Below are 19017 nucleotides of genomic sequence, written 5' to 3' on the forward strand. Positions count from 1 at the left end.
TTGTAAATAAATCCGTTAAATTCTCGATATTTTGGATAGAATAATTATTAAGCTCCAACATATGAAAACCTCCTTTATAAAAGTTTTGGATTAACTTTAGGTTTTTACATTTGTTGGAGTTTTATTATTTTAAAATTTAACTAGCACAATAGGTTAAAGTACCTTGATTACATAAATGGAAAGAGGAGTACAAGTTGAAGGCATCTTCATTAATTATGTGGACAGGAGCTATAATATCATAGATGCTATTTATTTTGAAATTGATTGAATTTTTTTAAAATAAGTCTCGAATTGAAGTAAAGTTTTCAAGAATGAATGTGGAAATATATCAAAGAAATTATGATTATGAAAATTGGAATGATATAATGAAAATGTTTACGGATGATCCGATTTTTATGGTTGCAAATCTAAAGAAGAACGTATCCATACATAGAAAAATACAATTATTATTCAAAAATATAGGAAATAAGAAAGGTTCTATAGATAGTATAAAATTTAAAATATCAGATAAAGAATATGAAATCAATTAATTAAAGAATTAGAAACGATATTAATTCGTGATAATAAAGAAAAATTACATAAAATAAGTATTGAAAAAATTAATTTATTTGATTTGAAACTAATTAATAAAAAAAGAACCTTAGGCTCTTTTTTTATGTTTTTTCTATAGTAACGATAGGTAAGGAATATTTGACTTTCTAATAGAATACTTACTATTAAAACTATATATTAAAATGTTAGTGAATGGTTTTAGATATTTTGACTAATATAACTTAGTTTTTAGCGTTTAATAATCCGTTAAGAAATTTGCGTGTTTGACCGTAGGGAGTTTGCAAATTTTAGGATTGTTAATAAGATAAAAGCTTAGTTGTATTCAAAATATCGTTGCATTTACGGTATTTTCATATATAGTTTTGATAGCTAACATTTTAATTAAAATAGTATTTACTTATTTTTATAGTAGTGTTACTTTTAAATAGATGATTATATTACATAATATGGAGGGGATAGAATGCTTTTACTAAATAAACAAGATATAGATAAGGTATTTAGTATGAGAGATGCTATAGAAGCAGATAAAAGAGCATTTGAAATTTTTTCAAATAATGAAAGTGTAGTTCCTTTAAGAACTAAACTAGAGAATAAAAAGAAGAATGGTATAAACTTATTTATGCCAGGATATGTTGAGAAATTAGACAATGCGGGAATAAAAATAGTATCTATATTTCCTGATAATGCAAGTAAAAATAAGCCTGTAGTACCTGCTAGTATGATACTTATTGACAATGAAACCGGTGAGGTAAACTGCATATTAGATGGAACTTATTTGACACAACTTAGAACAGGAGCAGCATCTGGTGCTGCAACGGATATATTAGCTAGAAAAGATAGTAAGATAGGAGCTTTATTTGGAACAGGAGGACAAGCTTGTAAGCAGCTTGAGGCCGTTCTTGAAGCTAGAGAATTAGAAGTAGTTAAGGTATGCGGAAGAAATAAAGAGAAGACTCAAAAGTTTGTAGATGAAATGAAAGAAAAATTAACTAAATATAAAACTCAAATTATAGTTGCTAAGGATGAGGATGATGCAGTTATTGATGCGGACATAATAACGCTGGCTACATCTTCAAATAAGCCTGTATTCAACGGAAAACTAGTAAAAAAAGGTGCACATATAAATGGAATAGGTTCATTTACACCTCAAATGCAGGAAATGGATGAGTACATAATATCAAATGCTGATAAACTATATGTTGGTTCAGTTGATGCGTGTCTGGAAGAAGCGGGAGATATAATAATACCTTTGAGTAAAGGATTAATAAAAAAAGATAAAATAAGCGGTGAATTAGGACAAGTTATCAATAAAACTATTAAAGGAAGAGAAAATGATGATGAAATAACTATATTTAAAAGTGTTGGAATAGCAGTTCAAGATATAGTTACAGCTAATAAAATATATCAAAAAGCTGTTGAATTAGGTATAGGATCAAAGGTTGATATGTAAAAATTATACAATATTTATAGAGTAAAAAATAATGCTTATTAAAATGCTGTTATTGCAATAATATTTTAATAAGCATTTTTTAAATATGGAAAAATTTATATTAAGTCTTGCATAATAAAATACTATAAACTATAATCTAATGATATTGAAGTATTAAGGGGGGAATAATGTGAAAGAGGTTTTAGATAAGGAAAGTAAGCTAGATAACTACCTTATGATAATAGCAACTGTATTTTGGTCAGGTGCATTTATTGCAGGCAAATTTTCCGTATCAGAGTTTCCTGTGTTTTCATTGACATTCTTTAGATTTTTCTTTGCAGTTATTGCAACATTCGCAATTATTATTAAAAAAGGTGAGAACTATAAGATTGAAAAAACAGACATATTTTTATTTGTACAATTAGGTATAATAGGTATGGTTGGATATCATGTATTTTTCTTTTTAGCACTTAAATATACTACTGCTGTAAATTCTTCTTTAATAGCAGCCACGAACCCTATAATAACTACTATTTTAGCATTTGTTTTTTTTAAGGAGAATATAAAACCAAAGAATATAATATCTATATTAGTATCATTTTTAGGAGTAACTCTCATAATAACAAATGGGAATTTAAAGTTATTAGCTAATTTTAAATTCAATATAGGTGATTTATTGATGATAATTGCAGTTGTATGTTGGGCTACATATTCTGTAATATCTAAAAAAGCACTTAAAAAGTATAAGCCTATGATAGTTACAAGTTATAGTTTTTTGGTATGTGTAATATCTCTAATTCCATTCGTTATAATAGAAAAACCTTGGGTTTATATACCAAATACTAGCTTAAAGGGATGGATTTCAGTACTGTATATGTCTATATTTGCATCTGTAATAGGATATTCAATACAACAAGTATCTATAAAAAAAATAGGTGCTAGTAAAACATCCTTGTATATAAACTTAGTACCTGTATTTTCTATGATACTAGCATACTTTATATTGGGAGAGAGCATAAGTATTATAAAATTAGTATCAGCTATGCTTATAATAATAGGAGTAATATTAAACACAGGTATTAATATAAAAAAAGAAATAGTAAACTAAATAGTACAAAAAACTTCTTGGAATTTAATTCTTTTACAATTAAATACAAGAAGTTTTTTAGTTTATCGGAAATAATAAAAAAATCTATACATTTTCAAGTTTTTTATATAACATATAGATAAGTAGTTAAACAGTTTAAAAAATTTTATATTGGAGGAGGAATATGAAAAGAATCATTATAATTGAGGATACAGAAACTATAAGAGAAGAGCTCAAAAAACTCTTATCTAAAGAGGGGTATGAAGTTTATACTCCAGATAATTTTGAAAATATAGTTGGATATATAGAAAAATCAAATGCTGATTTAATATTACTTGATATAAATTTACCAGTTCTTGATGGATATTGCATATGTAGAGAAGTTAGAAAAAATTCTAATATACCAATAATAATAGTTACAAGTAGAGATAGTGAAGTGGATGAACTTATGAGTATGAATTTAGGTGCAGATGATTTTATAACTAAGCCTTATAATATACAAATACTTTTAGCTCGTATTGCAGCTGTTTTAAAAAGAACTTGTAAAAATAATTATAAAGATGTATTAGTTTATAAAAATATTGAACTTAATTTATCAAATGCTTGTATCATTTATAAAGGAAAAACAGAGGAATTAACTAATAATGAATTAAAAATACTTTCTTATTTGATAAAAAATAAGGGAAGTATAGTATCAAGAGAAATATTAATGCAATATCTATGGAATTCAGATGTTTTCGTTGATGATAACACATTATCTGTTAATATAACAAGATTAAGAAAAAAACTTGAAGAAATAGGTGTAAAAGATGTAATAGAGACTAGAAGAGGGTTAGGATATATAATGCCATGAGTATAAAAGAATATTTAAAAGAAAAATTTTTATTTTTATTTATAAATTTTATAGCATTTTTTATTTTAGCTTTTATACTTACTGTAGTAGATATAAAAAGTGTTGTTATATTTTTAGTTTTTATTATTTGGTTTTTGCCATTGATCAGTTATATTATTATAGAGTTTATTAAGCATAAAAAATATTATTTTAATATAAAAGACACATTAGAAAGTCTGGATAAAAAGTATTTATTATCAGAAGTTATTGAAAAACCAGACTTTATAGAAGGAAGACTTTTTTATGAAATATTAAGAGAATGTAATAAAGAAATGCATGAACATGTAAATGAATATAAAAATCTTCAGCTGGAGTATAGAGAATATATAGAAACTTGGGTTCACGAGATAAAAACACCTATTGCATCAAGTATGTTAATTATAGAGAATAATAAAAATTCTATTATGGACAACATAGGTCAAGAAATAAAGCAAATAGATGAATTTGTAGAACAGGCTTTATACTATTCAAGAAGCAGTGATGTTAATAAAGATTATTTAATAAAAAAATTTGGATTAAAAAATGCTGTTAATAATGTTATTAGAAGAAATTCTAGGGATTTTATAAATAAAAAGATAAGATTAGAATTAGATGAAATAGAAGAGGTTGTATATAGTGATATAAAGTGGGTACAATTTATACTTAATCAAATTATAATTAATTCAATTAAGTATATTAAAGATAAAGACGGTAAGATAAAAATATATTCAACTAGTAATAAGAATAATGTAATACTTACAATTGAGGATAATGGAATAGGAATTTCTAAAAATGATATAAATAGAGTTTTTGAAAAAGGATTTACAGGAGAACATGGAAGAAAATACAATAAATCTACAGGGATAGGGCTTTATCTTTGTAAAAAACTGTGCTATAAGTTAGGTTTAGAAATAAGTATTAAATCTGAATTGGGTGTAGGAACAAGAGTTAATATTATATTTCCATTAAGCAAATTTAATTTAGGAATATAAAAAAATCGTCTAGTTGCTACGCACTGACTCATGTCGCCAATGATCCCTACGGGCTCCGTTGCTCAAAAATAGTTGTAAATGTAGCTCTCTCATCGATGTTATCCACAATTTTAAAATTATATAATTTCCTTAAGGTTAAAAAAGTGTGAGTTTTAATACTTACACTTTTTTAATAAACAAGTCTTTCTTACAAAAATGTAACTTTAATGAAAGCTAAATAAATATGTGATTATTATGTAGTTTAATATAATAAGGTTGTAAGATAAATTAAAGAACAATTTTGGGTGGTGATGTCAACAATGTATTTAAAAATAGCTATGAAAAATATAAGAAACAGTTTTAAGGATTATGCGATATATTTCATAACTCTTACGTTAGCAGTATGTATATTTTATAATTTTAACTCAATGAATTCTCAAGCAGTAATGTATGGTATTCAAAATATAGGACCTTTGATAAAAGTAATATCCTACTTATCTGTATTTATGTCAATTATTTTTGCGGGACTAATTATATATGCTAATAAATCATTAATAAAAAAGCGTAAAAAAGAGTTTGGAATATACGCTACCTTAGGTATGTCAAAAAATAAAATATATCAGATATTAATTTTTGAAACTTTTATAGTTGGGGTTATATCATTAATAATAGGATTGTTAGTAGGAATAGTATTATCACAAGGAATTTCAGTGATTACAGGAAAGTTGTTTGAATATGATATGACAGAGTATAAATTCATTATATCTACAAGTTCAATTAACAAAACTTTTATATATTTTGGAATAATGTTCATAATAGTAATGATCTTTAACACAATAGTTGTTTCTAGACATAAGTTGATTGATATGATAAATGCTTTAAAGAAAAATGAAGATATAAAAGTTAAAAACCCTATGATTTCATTTATAGTATTTATTATATCTTTAATTGTTTTAGGTAAAGCTTATTATTTAGGATTAGAATTTGGATGTGATCCAAAAGCTTCAGAGCCATTTACACCAATATTATTAGGAAGTATAGGTACTGTATTATTTTTCTTTGGATTATATGGATTTTTATTACTTTTACTTAGAAAAAATGAACAAATATATTTAAAAAAATTAAATATATTTGTTATAAAACAGTTTACTAGCAAGATAAATACAAGCTTTATATCAATGTCAATAATATGTCTTATGTTATTTTCAACTATTGGAATATTAACATCTAGTTTGAGTATTAATAGTGACTTGGAAAAAAAGTTTAAAAAAGTAATGCCCTTTGATGCGACAATTGAATTAGACGTTTTTAATGATGAACAAAAAACAAAAGATATAAAAAAAGCTTTAGAAAAAATAGAATTTGAATTAGATGGATACAACTATGGATTTTTAGATTTTTATAATATAGATACTGGAATAAGTAGTTTGTTAAATGAAAATTCAAAGGAATATCTTAAAGAATATTATGGAAAGTTAGACTTTGGATATTTAGATGTTATAAAAATATCACAATACAATGAAATGAGAAAATTAAAAGGTGAGCCTACAATAAATTTAAAAGAAAATGAAGCTTTATTAATAACAGATAAAGATATATTTAAAGAACTATTAAAATCAATTAAAAATCAAAAACAAATAAATATTGATAATAAAAGCTACGTTGTAAAAAATGATATAGATGAAAAAGAAGGTTGTTCAAATGTGTATGAGGGTTCATTAATCGCAGTAATACATGATGAAGACGTTAAAGATATGACTAAATATTCTTCAACAGTAAATATAAATTTAAAAGAAAAAAATAAAGAAGAATCTGAATACAAAATAAAAGAGCTAAAGAAAGAATTTGAAGGTACGGAATATGAAGAAAAAAAAGATGAACTTTTAAATGAATATGGAACAATTGTATCTGTAGAGATTAAAGATGAATATTATAATCAGATTAAAAATACTATAGGGATGGTTTTATATATGGGACTATACATAGGATTTGTATTTTTAATATCAAGTGCAGCAGTACTTGCAATTCAACAATTAACAGAAGCTAGTGATAGTTTAAGTAGATATAAATCACTTAAAAAAATTGGAGCATCCGATGATATGATAAATAAAACCATATTTACTCAAATTTTAATACATTTTATGCTGCCTCTTAGTGTAGCTATGGTGCACTTTTTAGTACTAATAGCAATAGTTAATAGATTAACAACAAGTTCGGGCATATTATTAAGGGCTACAATAGGACCAACATTGGGAGCTTTAGGATGTATTATTATAATATATGGTGGGTATTTTTATGCGACTTATCTAAGCTATAAAAAAATAGTTAAGAACAATTAAAATAAAACTTGTAAGTAAACAGGGAGTTGATATAAATGAAGAGTCAAAGTATGAAAAAAATAATTACTTTTTTACTTTTATTCATAATGGTTGTAGGGATTACAGGATGTGGTCAAAAAAAAGAAGTATCTTTTGGAAATTTAAAATCTATGCCTAAGTTTGAAACTAAAGATTTAAAAAAAAATGAAATTACTAATGAAATATTTAAGAATTATGACCTTACAATGATTAATATTTGGGCAAGCGGCTGAGGTGGATGCGTAGAGGAGATGCCTGAGTTGCAGGCACTTTATAGTGAAATTAAAGATAAAAATGTAAATATAATAGGTCTTATTCATGAAAATGATGATTTTGAAGCTGTATCTGATGTATTAACAAAAAATAATGTTACATTTACAAATATTATATCAAATAAAGATTTTAAAGAGTTAATGAGTGAAATACGTGTTTTACCAACCTCTATATTTGTAAATAATAAAGGAGAAATTGTTGGAGAAATAGTACTTGGTACAAGGGATAAGAAGGAATATAAAAATCTAATAAAAAAAATATTAAAAGAAATTCAGTAGGTGAAATATATGAAGAGTAAAATTAGAATACCTTTACTTATTTTAAGCTTTATATTTATTGGAATTGGAATATATAGAGAAGAAACTACTAAAGTTTTAATAAAAGCAATTAATATATGTTTGGAATGTATAGGAGTTGGCTAATGTGAAGAGAAGATTTGTTCAATTTATATCTAGTATAATAACTAATAGTTACTTTAAAGGATTTTTAGAAGGAAGAATATATAAAGGAGATTTAAAGAAAGTATGCGTTCCAGGACTAAATTGCTATTCTTGTCCAGGAGCACTAGGATCATGTCCGTTAGGTTCTCTTCAAGCTGTTATAGGAGATATAAAATATAAATTTTCTTATTATATTGTTGGAATTATGATGCTTATAGGTACTGTATTTGGAAGGTTTGTATGTGGGTGGATTTGTCCTTTTGGGTTGATACAAGAACTTTTATATAAAATTCCATCACCTAAAATTAAGATAAGTAAAAAATTCCAAAAACTAAAATACTTAAAGTATATTATATTAGTCGTATTTGTTATTTTGCTCCCAGCATTTTGGGTAAATAGCGTTGGGATGGGAGCACCTACCTTTTGTAAATATATATGTCCAGCAGGAACTTTAGAAGGAGGTATACCCCTTTTATTGGTGAATGATTCTTTAAGAGGTTCAATAGGATTTTTATTCACATGGAAGATGTTGTTATTATTAATTACAATTATATCGTCTATTGTTATATATAGGCCTTTTTGTAGATTTATATGTCCGCTTGGTGCAATATATTCACTATTTAATCCTATAAGTATGTATAGATTAAATATAGATTCAAACAAATGTACAAGCTGCGGAATTTGCACTAAAAAATGTAAGATGGATATTGAGGTTTATAAAAATCCAAATAGCTTAGAATGTATAAGATGCGAAGAATGTATAAGCTCTTGTCCAACTAGTGCGATAAAAAGAAAAATCAATTTTTAAAAAAATTCTATAAAAGAGGTGTTAAATATGAAAAATAAATTTACAGTTTTAATTTTACTTTTGGTTACATTATCAACAGTATTAATGGGATGTAGAAATGATTCTAATATTGAAGTGGATGATTCTGCTAAAGTTGAGGAAGAAGTAAATCAAGAATATAATAAATTTGAATCACTAACTTTACCAAAATTTGAGACACAAACTATAAGTGGGGAGAAAATTACATCAGATATATTTAAAAATCATGATATTACTATGATTAATGTATTTGCAACTTGGTGTAGCCCTTGTGTAGCAGAAATGCCAGCATTAGGAGAATTATATAAAGAATTACCTGAAAATGTGAACCTAGTAGGTATATGTATAGATACACGTGATGATAAAAATGAAGTTAAATTAGCAAGAAAAATAATGAGAAATTCAAGAGCTGAATTCGATGTTATTATTCCTAATGAAGAATTAGAAAAGAAATTTTTATCATTAGTTGACGCTTTACCAACGACTATTTTTGTTGACTCACAAGGAAATATAGTAGGAGAAGTTATAGTTGGAGCAGGATCTGACAAGGATAAATTAATTAAACATTATAAAGAAGAAATAGATAAAAGATTAGAATTGTTGAATAAATAATACATGAAGATTCATTGTATGGAGGAGATATACAAATGGAGAATATATTAACTGTAGAAAAAATAGAAAAGTATTATGGAAAAAAAGGAAATGTAACTAAGGCAATAGATAATATAAGCTTTAAGGTGGATAAAGGTGAATTTGTTGGAATAATGGGACCATCAGGTAGCGGCAAGACAACGTTGCTTAATTGTATTTCAACAATTGATAACGTAACAACAGGAAATATTATAATAAATGATAAAAATATTACAAAACTAAAATCAAAAAAATTAGATAAATTTAGAAGAGATGAACTAGGATTTATATTTCAAGATTTTAATTTACTAGACACATTAACAGGTTATGAAAATATAGCATTAGCTTTGACTATACAAGGAACAAATCCAAAGGAAATAGATACTTTAATTAAAAATGTTGCACAAACACTTGAAATATCATCTGTTTTAAATAAATATCCTTATGAAATGTCAGGAGGACAAAAACAAAGAGTAGCTAGTGCTAGAGCTATAGTTACAGACCCGTCGTTAATATTGGCAGATGAGCCAACGGGAGCATTAGATTCTAAATCTGCCAGATTATTACTGGAGAGTTTTGAAAGATTAAATAAAGAGTTAGAGGCTACAATATTACTTGTAACTCATGATGCTTTTACTGCAAGCTATGCTAATAGAATATTATTTATAAAGGATGGCAAGATATTTAATGAACTAGTCAGAGGCGAAGATTCTAGAAAAGAATTTTTTAATAAAATTATTGAAGTAGTTACGCTTTTAGGTGGCGATATTAACGAGGTATTTAGATAAGAAATAAATATATCATAATTTAAATGTTATTCTTTTTATATATAAATAATACCACTTTTCTCATTTAAGATTACTTTTTGAAGAGTATTTCTTTTTAGGAGAACGGGGTATTATTTTTTTATGCTTAAGGAAATTATATGATTTTTAAATTGTGGATAATATTGATGGAACACCTACACCTACAACTATTTTTGAGAAACGGAGCCGATCGTTGGCGATATGAGTCACCGCGTTAGCGAGTAGACGAATTTTTTATTTATAGAAAATAATAGACTTTTAACGACTTTTAGAAAATGGTGCAAAAATGATAATTTTGGGCAAAGTGTTGATAAAAAAATAACTTGAATATCCAAAAAAAGTTTTATTTATATAAAAAAATGGTACGAATGGAAAAACTATAATTTCTTATTATGAGAAAAGAATAGCAAATGAGTACTTTTATAAAAGTGTAAAAAAGGCTATATACAAACGTTTTCCTGGAATAAAACAAAAAAATAAAAATAAATTATAATTAAATTATTGACAATATTTTAAGAAAAGGGTAATATAAAGATGTAGAAGGTGGTTAAAAAAATATCAAACATTGGAGGTTTTTAACATGTCTAAACAAAATGATATAAAAATTAAGCAAGAAGAGAATGTAAATAATATGATAAATAAATTAGTTTCTAAGGCTAACAAGGCTAGAGAAGAATTTTTAAAATTAGACCAAGAAACTGTTGATAATATAATAAAAGAAATGGCACTTGCAGGACTAGATCAACATATGGAGCTTGCAAAGATGGCAGTTGAAGAAACTGGTAGAGGAATTTATGAAGATAAGATAACAAAGAACATATTTGCAACAGAATATGTATATCATAGTATAAAGTACGATAAGACAGTTGGAGTAATAGAAGACAATGAAGAAGAGGGATATACATTAGTATCAGATCCAATAGGAGTAATAGCAGGAGTTACACCTGTTACAAACCCAACATCAACTACAATGTTCAAATCTATAATATCTATGAAAACTAGAAATCCAATAATATTTAGTTTTCATCCATCAGCTCAAAAATGTTCATCAGAAGCTGCAAGAATAGTAAGAGATGCTGCTATAAAGGCAGGAGCACCTGAAAATTGTATTCAATGGATAGAAAAACCATCTATTGAAGGATCAAATCTTTTAATGAAGCATGATGGAGTAGCACTTATACTTGCAACTGGAGGACCTGGAATGGTTAAGTCAGCTTACTCATCTGGAAAGCCTGCACTAGGAGTTGGGGCTGGTAATGTTCCTTGTTATATAGAGAAGACAGCAGATATAAGACAGGCTGTAAATGATTTAATACTTTCAAAGACATTTGATAATGGAATGATCTGTGCATCGGAACAAGCAGTTATTATAGATCAAGAAATATATAAGAATGTAGTAAACTTAATGAAAGAGTATAACTGCTACTTCTTGAATAAAGATGAAATCAAAAAACTTGAAAAGTTAGTTATAAATGAAGAAAAATGTTGCATAAATCCTGATATAGTAGGACAAAGTGCATATGATATAGCAACTAAGGCTGGATTAAATGTTCCTAAAGAGACTAAAATATTAATAGCTGAACTTGATGGAGTTGGAACTAAATATCCACTTTCAAGAGAAAAATTAAGTCCAATACTAGCTTGTTTTAAAGTTAAAAACACTGATGAAGGTATAAAAAGAGCAGTAGAAATGACTGAATTTGGAGGTCTTGGACACTCTGGAGTTATTCATTCTAATGATGATGAAGTTATACTTAAATTTGCTAACTCAGTTAGAACGGGAAGACTTTTAGTTAATTCACCATCTACTCATGGAGCTATAGGAGATTTATACAATGCAAATATGCCATCGTTAACTCTTGGATGTGGATCTATGGGTAACAATTCAACAACAGATAATGTATCTGCTGTTAACTTAATAAATGTAAAGAAAGTAGCTAAGAGGAGAGTTAATATGCAATGGTTTAAAGTTCCTGATAAAATATACCACGAGTTTGGATCAGTACAATATTTAACTAAGATGCAAGATGTTAATAGAGTAGTTATAGTTACTGATAAAATTATGAGTGAACTTGGATATGTAGACAAGGTAATGTACCATTTAAGAAAGAGAATGAACCATGTTGCAATAGAGGTGTTTAATAACGTAGAGCCAGATCCATCAGTTGAAACAGTAATGAGTGGAGCTAATTTAATGAAAAGCTTCAAACCAGATACTATAATAGCTCTTGGCGGAGGATCTGCTATGGATGCTGCAAAAGGAATGTGGTTATTCTATGAACATCCAGATGTAGATTTTGAAGGATTAAAGCTTAAGTTCTTAGATATAAGAAAGAGAACTTTCAAATTCCCTAAATTAGGTAACAAAGCTAAAATGGTTGCAATACCTACAACATCAGGTACAGGGTCTGAAGTTACAGCATTCTCAGTTATAACAGATAAGAAAAATAATGTAAAATATCCTCTTGCAGATTATGAATTAACACCAAATGTTGCAATACTTGATCCAAGTTTTGTAATGACAGTTCCAGCAGCTGTTACAGCAGATACAGGTCTTGATGTGTTAACTCATGCAATAGAAGCATATGTATCTGTAATGGCAACGGATTTTACAGATGCACTAGCTATAAAAGCTATACAATTAGTATTTGAATATCTTCCAAAAGCATATGTAAATGGAAAAGATAAAGAAGCTAGAGAAAAAATGCACAATGCATCTTGTATGGCTGGAATGGCATTCACAAATGCATTCCTAGGAATAAACCATTCTCTTGCACATAAATTAGGTGGAGAATTCCATATATCACACGGAAGAGCAAATGCAATATTACTACCACATGTTGTAAAATATAATTCTATCAAGCCTACAAAACTTGCAGCATTCCCTAAATATAAGGAATTCGTAGCAGATAGAAAATATGCTGAAATAGCTAAAGCATTAGACTTAAAAGCAAACACAGTTGAAGAAGGTGTAAATTCATTAATAGAAGCTATTAAAGGATTAATGAAGCAAGTTAACATTCCTATGACTATCAAAGAATGTGGAATAGATGAAAAAGAATATTTATCAAAACTAGAAGAACTTGCAGATAGAGCATTTGAAGATCAATGTACTCCTGCAAATCCAAAGCTACCACTAGTATCAGATCTAGTTGAAATATATAAGAAATCTTATGGAAAAATAGGTAACTAAAAAAGGGGGGAGGCTTTAGAGCTTCCCTTTTTTTATACATAAGGAAACTATATGATTTTGAATCTGTGGATAACATTGATTAAAGAACTACACTTGCAATTATTTTTGAGCAACGAAGCCCGTTAGGGATCGTTGGCGACATGAGTCAGTGCGTAGCGACTAGACGAATTTTTTAGTTATAATGAGTATCTCTTTTAAATACATATGATGTAAGTGTATTATAAGTTGTATCTCTATCTGTACATTATTACAAGTGTACTTAGGTAAATTCTACTTTTTCCTTAAATATATCTCTAAAATCGATTTTTTATTATCTAATATATATCCTATTAACCTTGATAGAGTGCGCTTTAACGACATTTGCATTTGTTGTATAATATCATTGATTGTTATATTTCTAGAGTTAGATTTGTACTCTATAGAATTCTATAATTCTTGTTGAGCATAGAGATCATTCTTTTCTTGGATTGAATGCAACTCTATGCTCTTTTATTGTGTATATTTTGTAAATATTAAGTGGCGATGGGTATATGAAGAAATACTGTAGAATGATGTGAAAATTTTATTTGAAATATAATTTAATTTGATAAAAAATTAAAATTATATACATGAATTATAGACATATGCAAAAAAAGGATTTATAATAATATTTTGGGATTTAAAAATGATTCTTTAGAACTATATAAAATTATGGAGGTGCAAGTGTTGAATTTAAAATTAAAAGGAAAGTTATTACTACCTATTATAACTTTATTTTGTGTTTTAGGGGCTATAATATCGTTTTTCGTTTATGAAGAAATAACAAATTTGGTAGCTCATAATGAGTTGAAATCAAAATTAGATTTAGGATATGAAGCTATAAGTGAAAGATATAAAGGGGATTGGAATATAAAAAATAACCAACTATATAAAGGTGATGTTCTTATTAATGATAATAATGATATAGTAGATTATATAAAAGATTTAACTGGATCAGCAGTTACAGTATTTTTATATGATACAAGAATAGCTACAAATATAGTGAATGAAGATGGTAATAGAGCGGTAGGAACAAAAGCTAGTGAAAAAGTGATAAATGCGGTAATAAAAGAAGGGACATCTTTTTCGGGTAAAGCAGATATTTTAGGAGAAAAATATTTAACACAATATATTCCAATTAAAGATAAAAATCAGAATACAATAGGCATGTTTTTTGTTGGAGTAGATTATATATATATAAAAGAAATATCAAACCCAATAGTTATGAAAATAATGCTAATTATAGCTATAATTATTGTGATAAGTGTTCTAATTATTCTATTTATAATTAATAAAATAACTAATAATATTAATAAAGTTGTATATACTTTAAAAGAAGTTGAACAAGGAAATCTAACTGTATATTGTGATATACAAGAAAAAGATGAAATAAAAACTATAGCAGATATTACGAACAATATGATATATAATATAAAAGAACTTGTAGGTAAGATTAAGGTATCTACTGATACAGTAGTTGAAGCGTCTACTTCATTATCTTATTCCATAGAACAAACGGCTTTATCAACAAATCATATAACAAAAACGACAGAAGAAATAGCTCAAAATAGTAGTCAACAGTCTAAAAATATGGAACTTGGTGTAATGCAGATAAATGAACTAGCAAATAACATACATATGGTTTTTAATTCAAGCAACGATATGAAAAACATATCAGACGAAACAAATAATATAAATAATAAGGGATTGACAATTGTAAAAGAGTTAATAATAAATACTAAAAAAGGTAATAAAGTATCACAAGAAGTAAATGAAATCGTAATAAATGTAGATAAAAGAGCACAAGAAATAAGTATAATTACAGATACTATAGGTAAAATTGCTGAACAAACAAATTTACTTGCTCTAAATGCAGCAATAGAAGCTCAAAGAGCAGGAGAACATGGCAACGGATTTGCTGTAGTAGCACAGCAGGTTAGGAAATTAGCGGAAGAATCTAAAAATGCAGCCAATGAAATTAAAAATTTAATTTCAGGTATACAAAAACAATCTAAAAGTGCTGTTGAGGGTATACGAAAATCTTCTAAAGTATTAAATGAGCGAGATATTTCGGTAAAGGAAACAGAAAATATATTTAACAATATATCTAGTTCAATACAAGGTTTAGTATCAAAAGTATATGAGATACAGAAATATAGTTCGGAAATGGAAGCTAAAAAGAATGATATAGTAGACATAACAGAAAATATATCTGGACAAATACAAGAAACATCTGCGGCGACTCAACAGGTTTCTTCTTCAACAGAAGAACAATTAGCTACAATAGAAGATCTTTCTTCTCAAGGAAATAAATTAGAAAATCTATCTCATATATTAAAAAATGCAGTAGAAAAATTTGAAATTTAAAGTAAAGAGTATACAATATATTAGGTGTGTAGAGTGTGTAAATAACTTTGTGCTTTAAGATTTATAATTGCTAAATTTGATATTAATCAATATTTAGGAAAAATTGAATATTTCAAGCTCTATTATTTTTACATCTTTATATGTAACATATTTAAGCGTATTTCTTATTTTATGAATAATGTATATTTGGACTTGTGAATTAGGGAATGTAGTATCTAACATTTCTTGAAGTGTCTCTTTAAAAAGGTGTAAAAAATCCTCTTTCTGGTTTTAATCTTAGTGTAAATTATTACCATGAAAGAGGATTTTTTTCATTTAAGGACAGACTTTTTACATTACCAATCTAAAGCTTTATATAAATAGGTTTAATCCAGAATCTTCAGCTGCACCAAGGTAGCTTGCAACTCCTCCTATTTCAACTCCATCTATAAATTCCTCTTCTTTAAGACCCATAACATCCATAGACATAGAACAAGCTACTATTTTAACACCTAAATCCATGGCATTTTTCATTAAAGTCTCAAGTGAATCAACATTTTTCTTTGCCATAACATGATTTATCATCTTAGGACCCATACCGCCCATGTTCATCTTAGATAAAGGCAGTTTAGAAGTTCCTTTTGGCATCATCATACTAAACATTTTTTCAAGAGTATCCTTTTCAACATCAGGAGCATCGTGTTTTCTTAGAATATTTAGTCCCCAGAATGTAAAGAACATAGTGACTTTTTTACCCATAGAAGCTGCACCTGTAGCTATTATAAATGAAGCAATAGCCTTATCTAAATCACCACTAAATACAACCATAGTTGCTCCATCTTTTGTTTCTGTTAATGTATTAGAATCATTTCTAACTAAATTATTACTTTGACCTTTTTGAATTAAAGCTTTGAATGCATTGTTTTCAAAATCAGATTTTAAAAGAGTATTTCCAGTTTTATCACACCAAGATGCAATATCTTTTACAAAACCAGGATCACTTGCACTTATTTCTAAAACTTCTCCTTCATTCATCTTCTCAATGTTTTGATATACCTTCATAATGGGTCCTGGACACTGAAGTCCACATGCATTTAATGATATTGTAGGTGCTATTTCCATAAGACAATCCTCCTCTATATCAGTTGAACCAGAATCCGTAACACCACAGTCACAACTACTAGAAGAATCTGGCTTAAATACAGATGAATAAGTTTTATAACCTCCATCTAAATTTTTAACCTTGTGACCATGTTGAGATAATATTCTACAAGCTAGATATCCTCTAAGTCCAACTTGACAAGTTATATAAACTTCTTTATTCTTTGGTATTTCATCAAGTCTATTTCTTATTTCTCCTAAAGGAATATTTATAGACCCTTTTATATATCCCATATCTCTTTCTATTGATTCACGAACATCTATTAAAAGACCTCCGTTTTCAACTATCTTATCTATTTCATCCCAATAAACAACATCAACCATACCTTCAATTATATTAGAAGCAACATAGCCAGCCATATTAACAGGATCTTTAGCTGATGAATAAGGTGGAGCATATGAAAGCTCTAAATCAGGAAGATCTAAAACATTAAGACTACCTTTAATAGCAGTAGCTATAACATCAATACGTTTATCAATACCATCATATCCTACCGCTTGAGCGCCGAATATCTTACCTGTATTAGCATCAAATATAAGTTTTAAAGATATAGGAAAGGCACCAGGATAATATCCAGCATGAGAGTTTGGATGTACATGTATAGCTTTATATTTAATACCTAATCTTTTTAAAGTTTTTTCATTATTACCAGTTGAAGCAACCGTCATATCAAATACCTTTGCTATAGATGTTCCTAAAGTTCCATTATATTTAACATTTCTACCCATTATATGATCTGCAGCAAGTCTTCCTTGTCTATTAGCAGGCCAAGCTAGAGGAATCATAGTAGGTTTTTTATTTATATAATCTTTAACTTCTACAGCATCACCAATTGCATATATGTTTTTATCAGAAGTTCTAAGAGTTTCATCTATCTTTATTGTTCCACGTTCACCGATATCAAGACCAGCATCCTTTGCAAGTGAACTTTCAGGTCTAACACCTATTGATAATATAATCATATCTGTATCGATTGTTTTTCCGCTTGAAAGTATTATTTGCTTTCCATTGTTTTTGAACTCTTTAACACCATCTTCAAGAATCAAATTTACACCTTTATCTTTTATATGAGAGTGAAGAATACTAGCCATCTCATAGTCAACAGGAGCCATTATCTGATTACCCATTTCAACTAAAGTAACCTCAATACCTCTATCGTGAAGATTTTCTGCCATTTCAATACCTATAAATCCTCCACCTACAACAACTGCTTTTTTAGGTTTATTGTTATCTACAAAATTCTTAATATTGTCAGTATCAGGTATATTTCTAAGAGTAAATAAATTGTTAGCTTCATCTATACCAGAAATTGGAGGTTTAATTGGGCTAGCTCCAGGAGATAATACCAATACATCGTAACTTTCTTCATAAGTTTCATTAGTTCTTAAATTTTTAATTGTAACAGTTTTATTTAATCTATTTATTTTAACAACTTCGCTTAAATTTCTAATATCCATATTAAATTTTTTAGACATACCTTCAACAGTTTGAACAAGTAGTGCATCTCTTTCTGTTATAGTTTCCCCTATATAATAAGGAAGACCACAGTTTGCAAAAGAAATATATTCTCCTCTTTCAAACATAAGGATTTCAGCTTTTTCATCTAATCTTCTAAGTCTTGCAGCAGTAGAAGCACCTCCTGCAACTCCACCAACTATAACTATCTTTTTACTCATATTGAAACCTCCTTAATATTTATATATTAAAATATTATGATATAAATTCTAGAAAAAGACATATTAAAATAATGCCTTTATTATATTTGCTACCTTGTCGTTTGATACACTATAAATTATCTCAAGACCATTTCTCTCACCTTTTATTATACCCGCTGATTTCAATTTTGAAACATGCTGAGATATAGTAGACTGAGGCATATCAAGACAATTTTGCATATTAGATACATTACTAGAACCTGCATCTAAAAGACCTTTTACTATACAAAGTCTTACTGGATGAGCTAAGGCCTTTAAAAGTTCTGAGTACTCATCAAATAATTGTGGATTAGTTTTATAGTTTTCCATAGCTTCCTCCTATAGTACGTTATATTATAATA

Annotated in this window: 15 protein-coding genes and 1 pseudogene; 14 read left to right on the top strand and 2 right to left on the bottom strand. The window is 27.6% G+C overall.

Annotated features, from left to right (window positions below; genetic code table 11):
• The first annotated feature begins 311 nt into the window (after positions 1 to 311).
• The 14 genes and pseudogenes from WJW32_RS13580 (at position 312) to WJW32_RS13645 (ending at position 15820) form a co-directional block, all read left to right on the top strand.
• Entirely contained in the window at positions 312 to 530 is a 219-nt protein-coding gene (locus WJW32_RS13580; RefSeq protein WP_340259236.1) for a hypothetical protein, read from the top strand.
• 482 nt (positions 531 to 1012) lie between these two features.
• A complete protein-coding gene (locus WJW32_RS13585; protein WP_340259238.1) occupies positions 1013 to 2002 on the top strand; it encodes an ornithine cyclodeaminase family protein in 990 nt (329 codons plus the stop codon).
• A gap of 169 nt (positions 2003 to 2171) precedes the next feature.
• A complete protein-coding gene (locus WJW32_RS13590; RefSeq protein ID WP_340259240.1) occupies positions 2172 to 3089 on the top strand; it encodes a DMT family transporter in 918 nt (305 codons plus the stop codon).
• Between the two features lie 163 nt (positions 3090 to 3252).
• Positions 3253 to 3921 carry a response regulator transcription factor gene (locus WJW32_RS13595; protein ID WP_340259242.1) on the top strand — a complete coding sequence of 223 codons (669 nt, stop codon included), beginning with the start codon at positions 3253 to 3255 and terminating at the stop codon, positions 3919 to 3921.
• A complete protein-coding gene (locus tag WJW32_RS13600; protein ID WP_340259245.1) occupies positions 3918 to 4931 on the top strand; it encodes a sensor histidine kinase in 1014 nt (337 codons plus the stop codon). Before WJW32_RS13595 ends, WJW32_RS13600 begins: the two co-directional genes overlap by 4 nt.
• 299 nt (positions 4932 to 5230) lie before the next feature.
• Positions 5231 to 7249 (top strand): ABC transporter permease, encoded by a 2019-nt coding sequence (locus tag WJW32_RS13605; protein WP_340259247.1) that lies wholly within the window; start codon positions 5231 to 5233, stop codon positions 7247 to 7249.
• Between the two features lie 35 nt (positions 7250 to 7284).
• Positions 7285 to 7500 carry an LptM family lipoprotein gene (locus WJW32_RS13610; RefSeq protein WP_340259249.1) on the top strand — a complete coding sequence of 72 codons (216 nt, stop codon included), beginning with the start codon at positions 7285 to 7287 and terminating at the stop codon, positions 7498 to 7500.
• Positions 7501 to 7515: 15 nt separating this feature from the next.
• Positions 7516 to 7818 (top strand): annotated as a pseudogene (locus WJW32_RS13615) (TlpA family protein disulfide reductase); the annotation flags it as partial.
• Between the two features lie 9 nt (positions 7819 to 7827).
• The gene (locus WJW32_RS13620) at positions 7828 to 7962 is read left to right on the top strand and encodes a CD1871A family CXXC motif-containing protein (protein ID WP_340259251.1); all 135 of its coding nucleotides are present in this window, start codon (positions 7828 to 7830) and stop codon (positions 7960 to 7962) included.
• A gap of 1 nt (position 7963) precedes the next feature.
• The gene (locus tag WJW32_RS13625; protein WP_340259253.1) at positions 7964 to 8788 is read left to right on the top strand and encodes a 4Fe-4S binding protein; all 825 of its coding nucleotides are present in this window, start codon (positions 7964 to 7966) and stop codon (positions 8786 to 8788) included.
• Positions 8789 to 8815: 27 nt separating this feature from the next.
• Entirely contained in the window at positions 8816 to 9418 is a 603-nt protein-coding gene (locus WJW32_RS13630) for a TlpA family protein disulfide reductase (RefSeq protein ID WP_340259255.1), read from the top strand.
• 35 nt (positions 9419 to 9453) lie between these two features.
• The gene (locus tag WJW32_RS13635) at positions 9454 to 10224 is read left to right on the top strand and encodes an ABC transporter ATP-binding protein (protein WP_340259256.1); all 771 of its coding nucleotides are present in this window, start codon (positions 9454 to 9456) and stop codon (positions 10222 to 10224) included.
• A gap of 583 nt (positions 10225 to 10807) precedes the next feature.
• Positions 10808 to 13435, top strand: a complete 2628-nt coding sequence (gene adhE, locus WJW32_RS13640) for a bifunctional acetaldehyde-CoA/alcohol dehydrogenase (protein WP_340259258.1) — start codon at positions 10808 to 10810, stop codon at positions 13433 to 13435.
• A 705-nt stretch (positions 13436 to 14140) separates the two neighbouring features.
• On the top strand, positions 14141 to 15820 hold the full coding sequence (locus tag WJW32_RS13645; protein ID WP_340259260.1) for a methyl-accepting chemotaxis protein: 1680 nt from the start codon (positions 14141 to 14143) through the stop codon (positions 15818 to 15820).
• Between the two features lie 351 nt (positions 15821 to 16171).
• Here WJW32_RS13645 and cdr read toward each other — a convergent pair whose 3' ends face one another.
• Positions 16172 to 18637, bottom strand: a complete 2466-nt coding sequence (gene cdr, locus WJW32_RS13650; protein ID WP_340259262.1) for a CoA-disulfide reductase — start codon at positions 18635 to 18637, stop codon at positions 16172 to 16174.
• A 63-nt stretch (positions 18638 to 18700) separates the two neighbouring features.
• Positions 18701 to 18985, bottom strand: coding sequence for an ArsR/SmtB family transcription factor (locus WJW32_RS13655; RefSeq protein ID WP_340259264.1), 285 nt, complete (start codon positions 18983 to 18985; stop codon positions 18701 to 18703).
• Positions 18986 to 19017: the final 32 nt, after the last annotated feature.

This window comes from Tepidibacter sp. Z1-5 (assembly GCF_037844525.1).
In the GTDB taxonomy this organism is placed as follows: domain Bacteria; phylum Bacillota; class Clostridia; order Peptostreptococcales; family Peptostreptococcaceae; genus Tepidibacter_A.

Coding starts and splice junctions, on each gene's coding strand:
- WJW32_RS13610 (WP_340259249.1), top strand. CDS start 7,285: ATGAAGAGTCAAAGTATGAAAAAAATAATTACTTTTTTACTTTTATTC.
- WJW32_RS13635 (WP_340259256.1), top strand. CDS start 9,454: ATGGAGAATATATTAACTGTAGAAAAAATAGAAAAGTATTATGGAAAA.
- WJW32_RS13655 (WP_340259264.1), bottom strand. CDS start 18,985: ATGGAAAACTATAAAACTAATCCACAATTATTTGATGAGTACTCAGAA.
- WJW32_RS13595 (WP_340259242.1), top strand. CDS start 3,253: ATGAAAAGAATCATTATAATTGAGGATACAGAAACTATAAGAGAAGAG.
- WJW32_RS13585 (WP_340259238.1), top strand. CDS start 1,013: ATGCTTTTACTAAATAAACAAGATATAGATAAGGTATTTAGTATGAGA.
- WJW32_RS13630 (WP_340259255.1), top strand. CDS start 8,816: ATGAAAAATAAATTTACAGTTTTAATTTTACTTTTGGTTACATTATCA.
- WJW32_RS13580 (WP_340259236.1), top strand. CDS start 312: ATGAATGTGGAAATATATCAAAGAAATTATGATTATGAAAATTGGAAT.
- cdr (WP_340259262.1), bottom strand. CDS start 18,637: ATGAGTAAAAAGATAGTTATAGTTGGTGGAGTTGCAGGAGGTGCTTCT.
- WJW32_RS13600 (WP_340259245.1), top strand. CDS start 3,918: ATGAGTATAAAAGAATATTTAAAAGAAAAATTTTTATTTTTATTTATA.
- WJW32_RS13620 (WP_340259251.1), top strand. CDS start 7,828: ATGAAGAGTAAAATTAGAATACCTTTACTTATTTTAAGCTTTATATTT.
- WJW32_RS13605 (WP_340259247.1), top strand. CDS start 5,231: ATGTATTTAAAAATAGCTATGAAAAATATAAGAAACAGTTTTAAGGAT.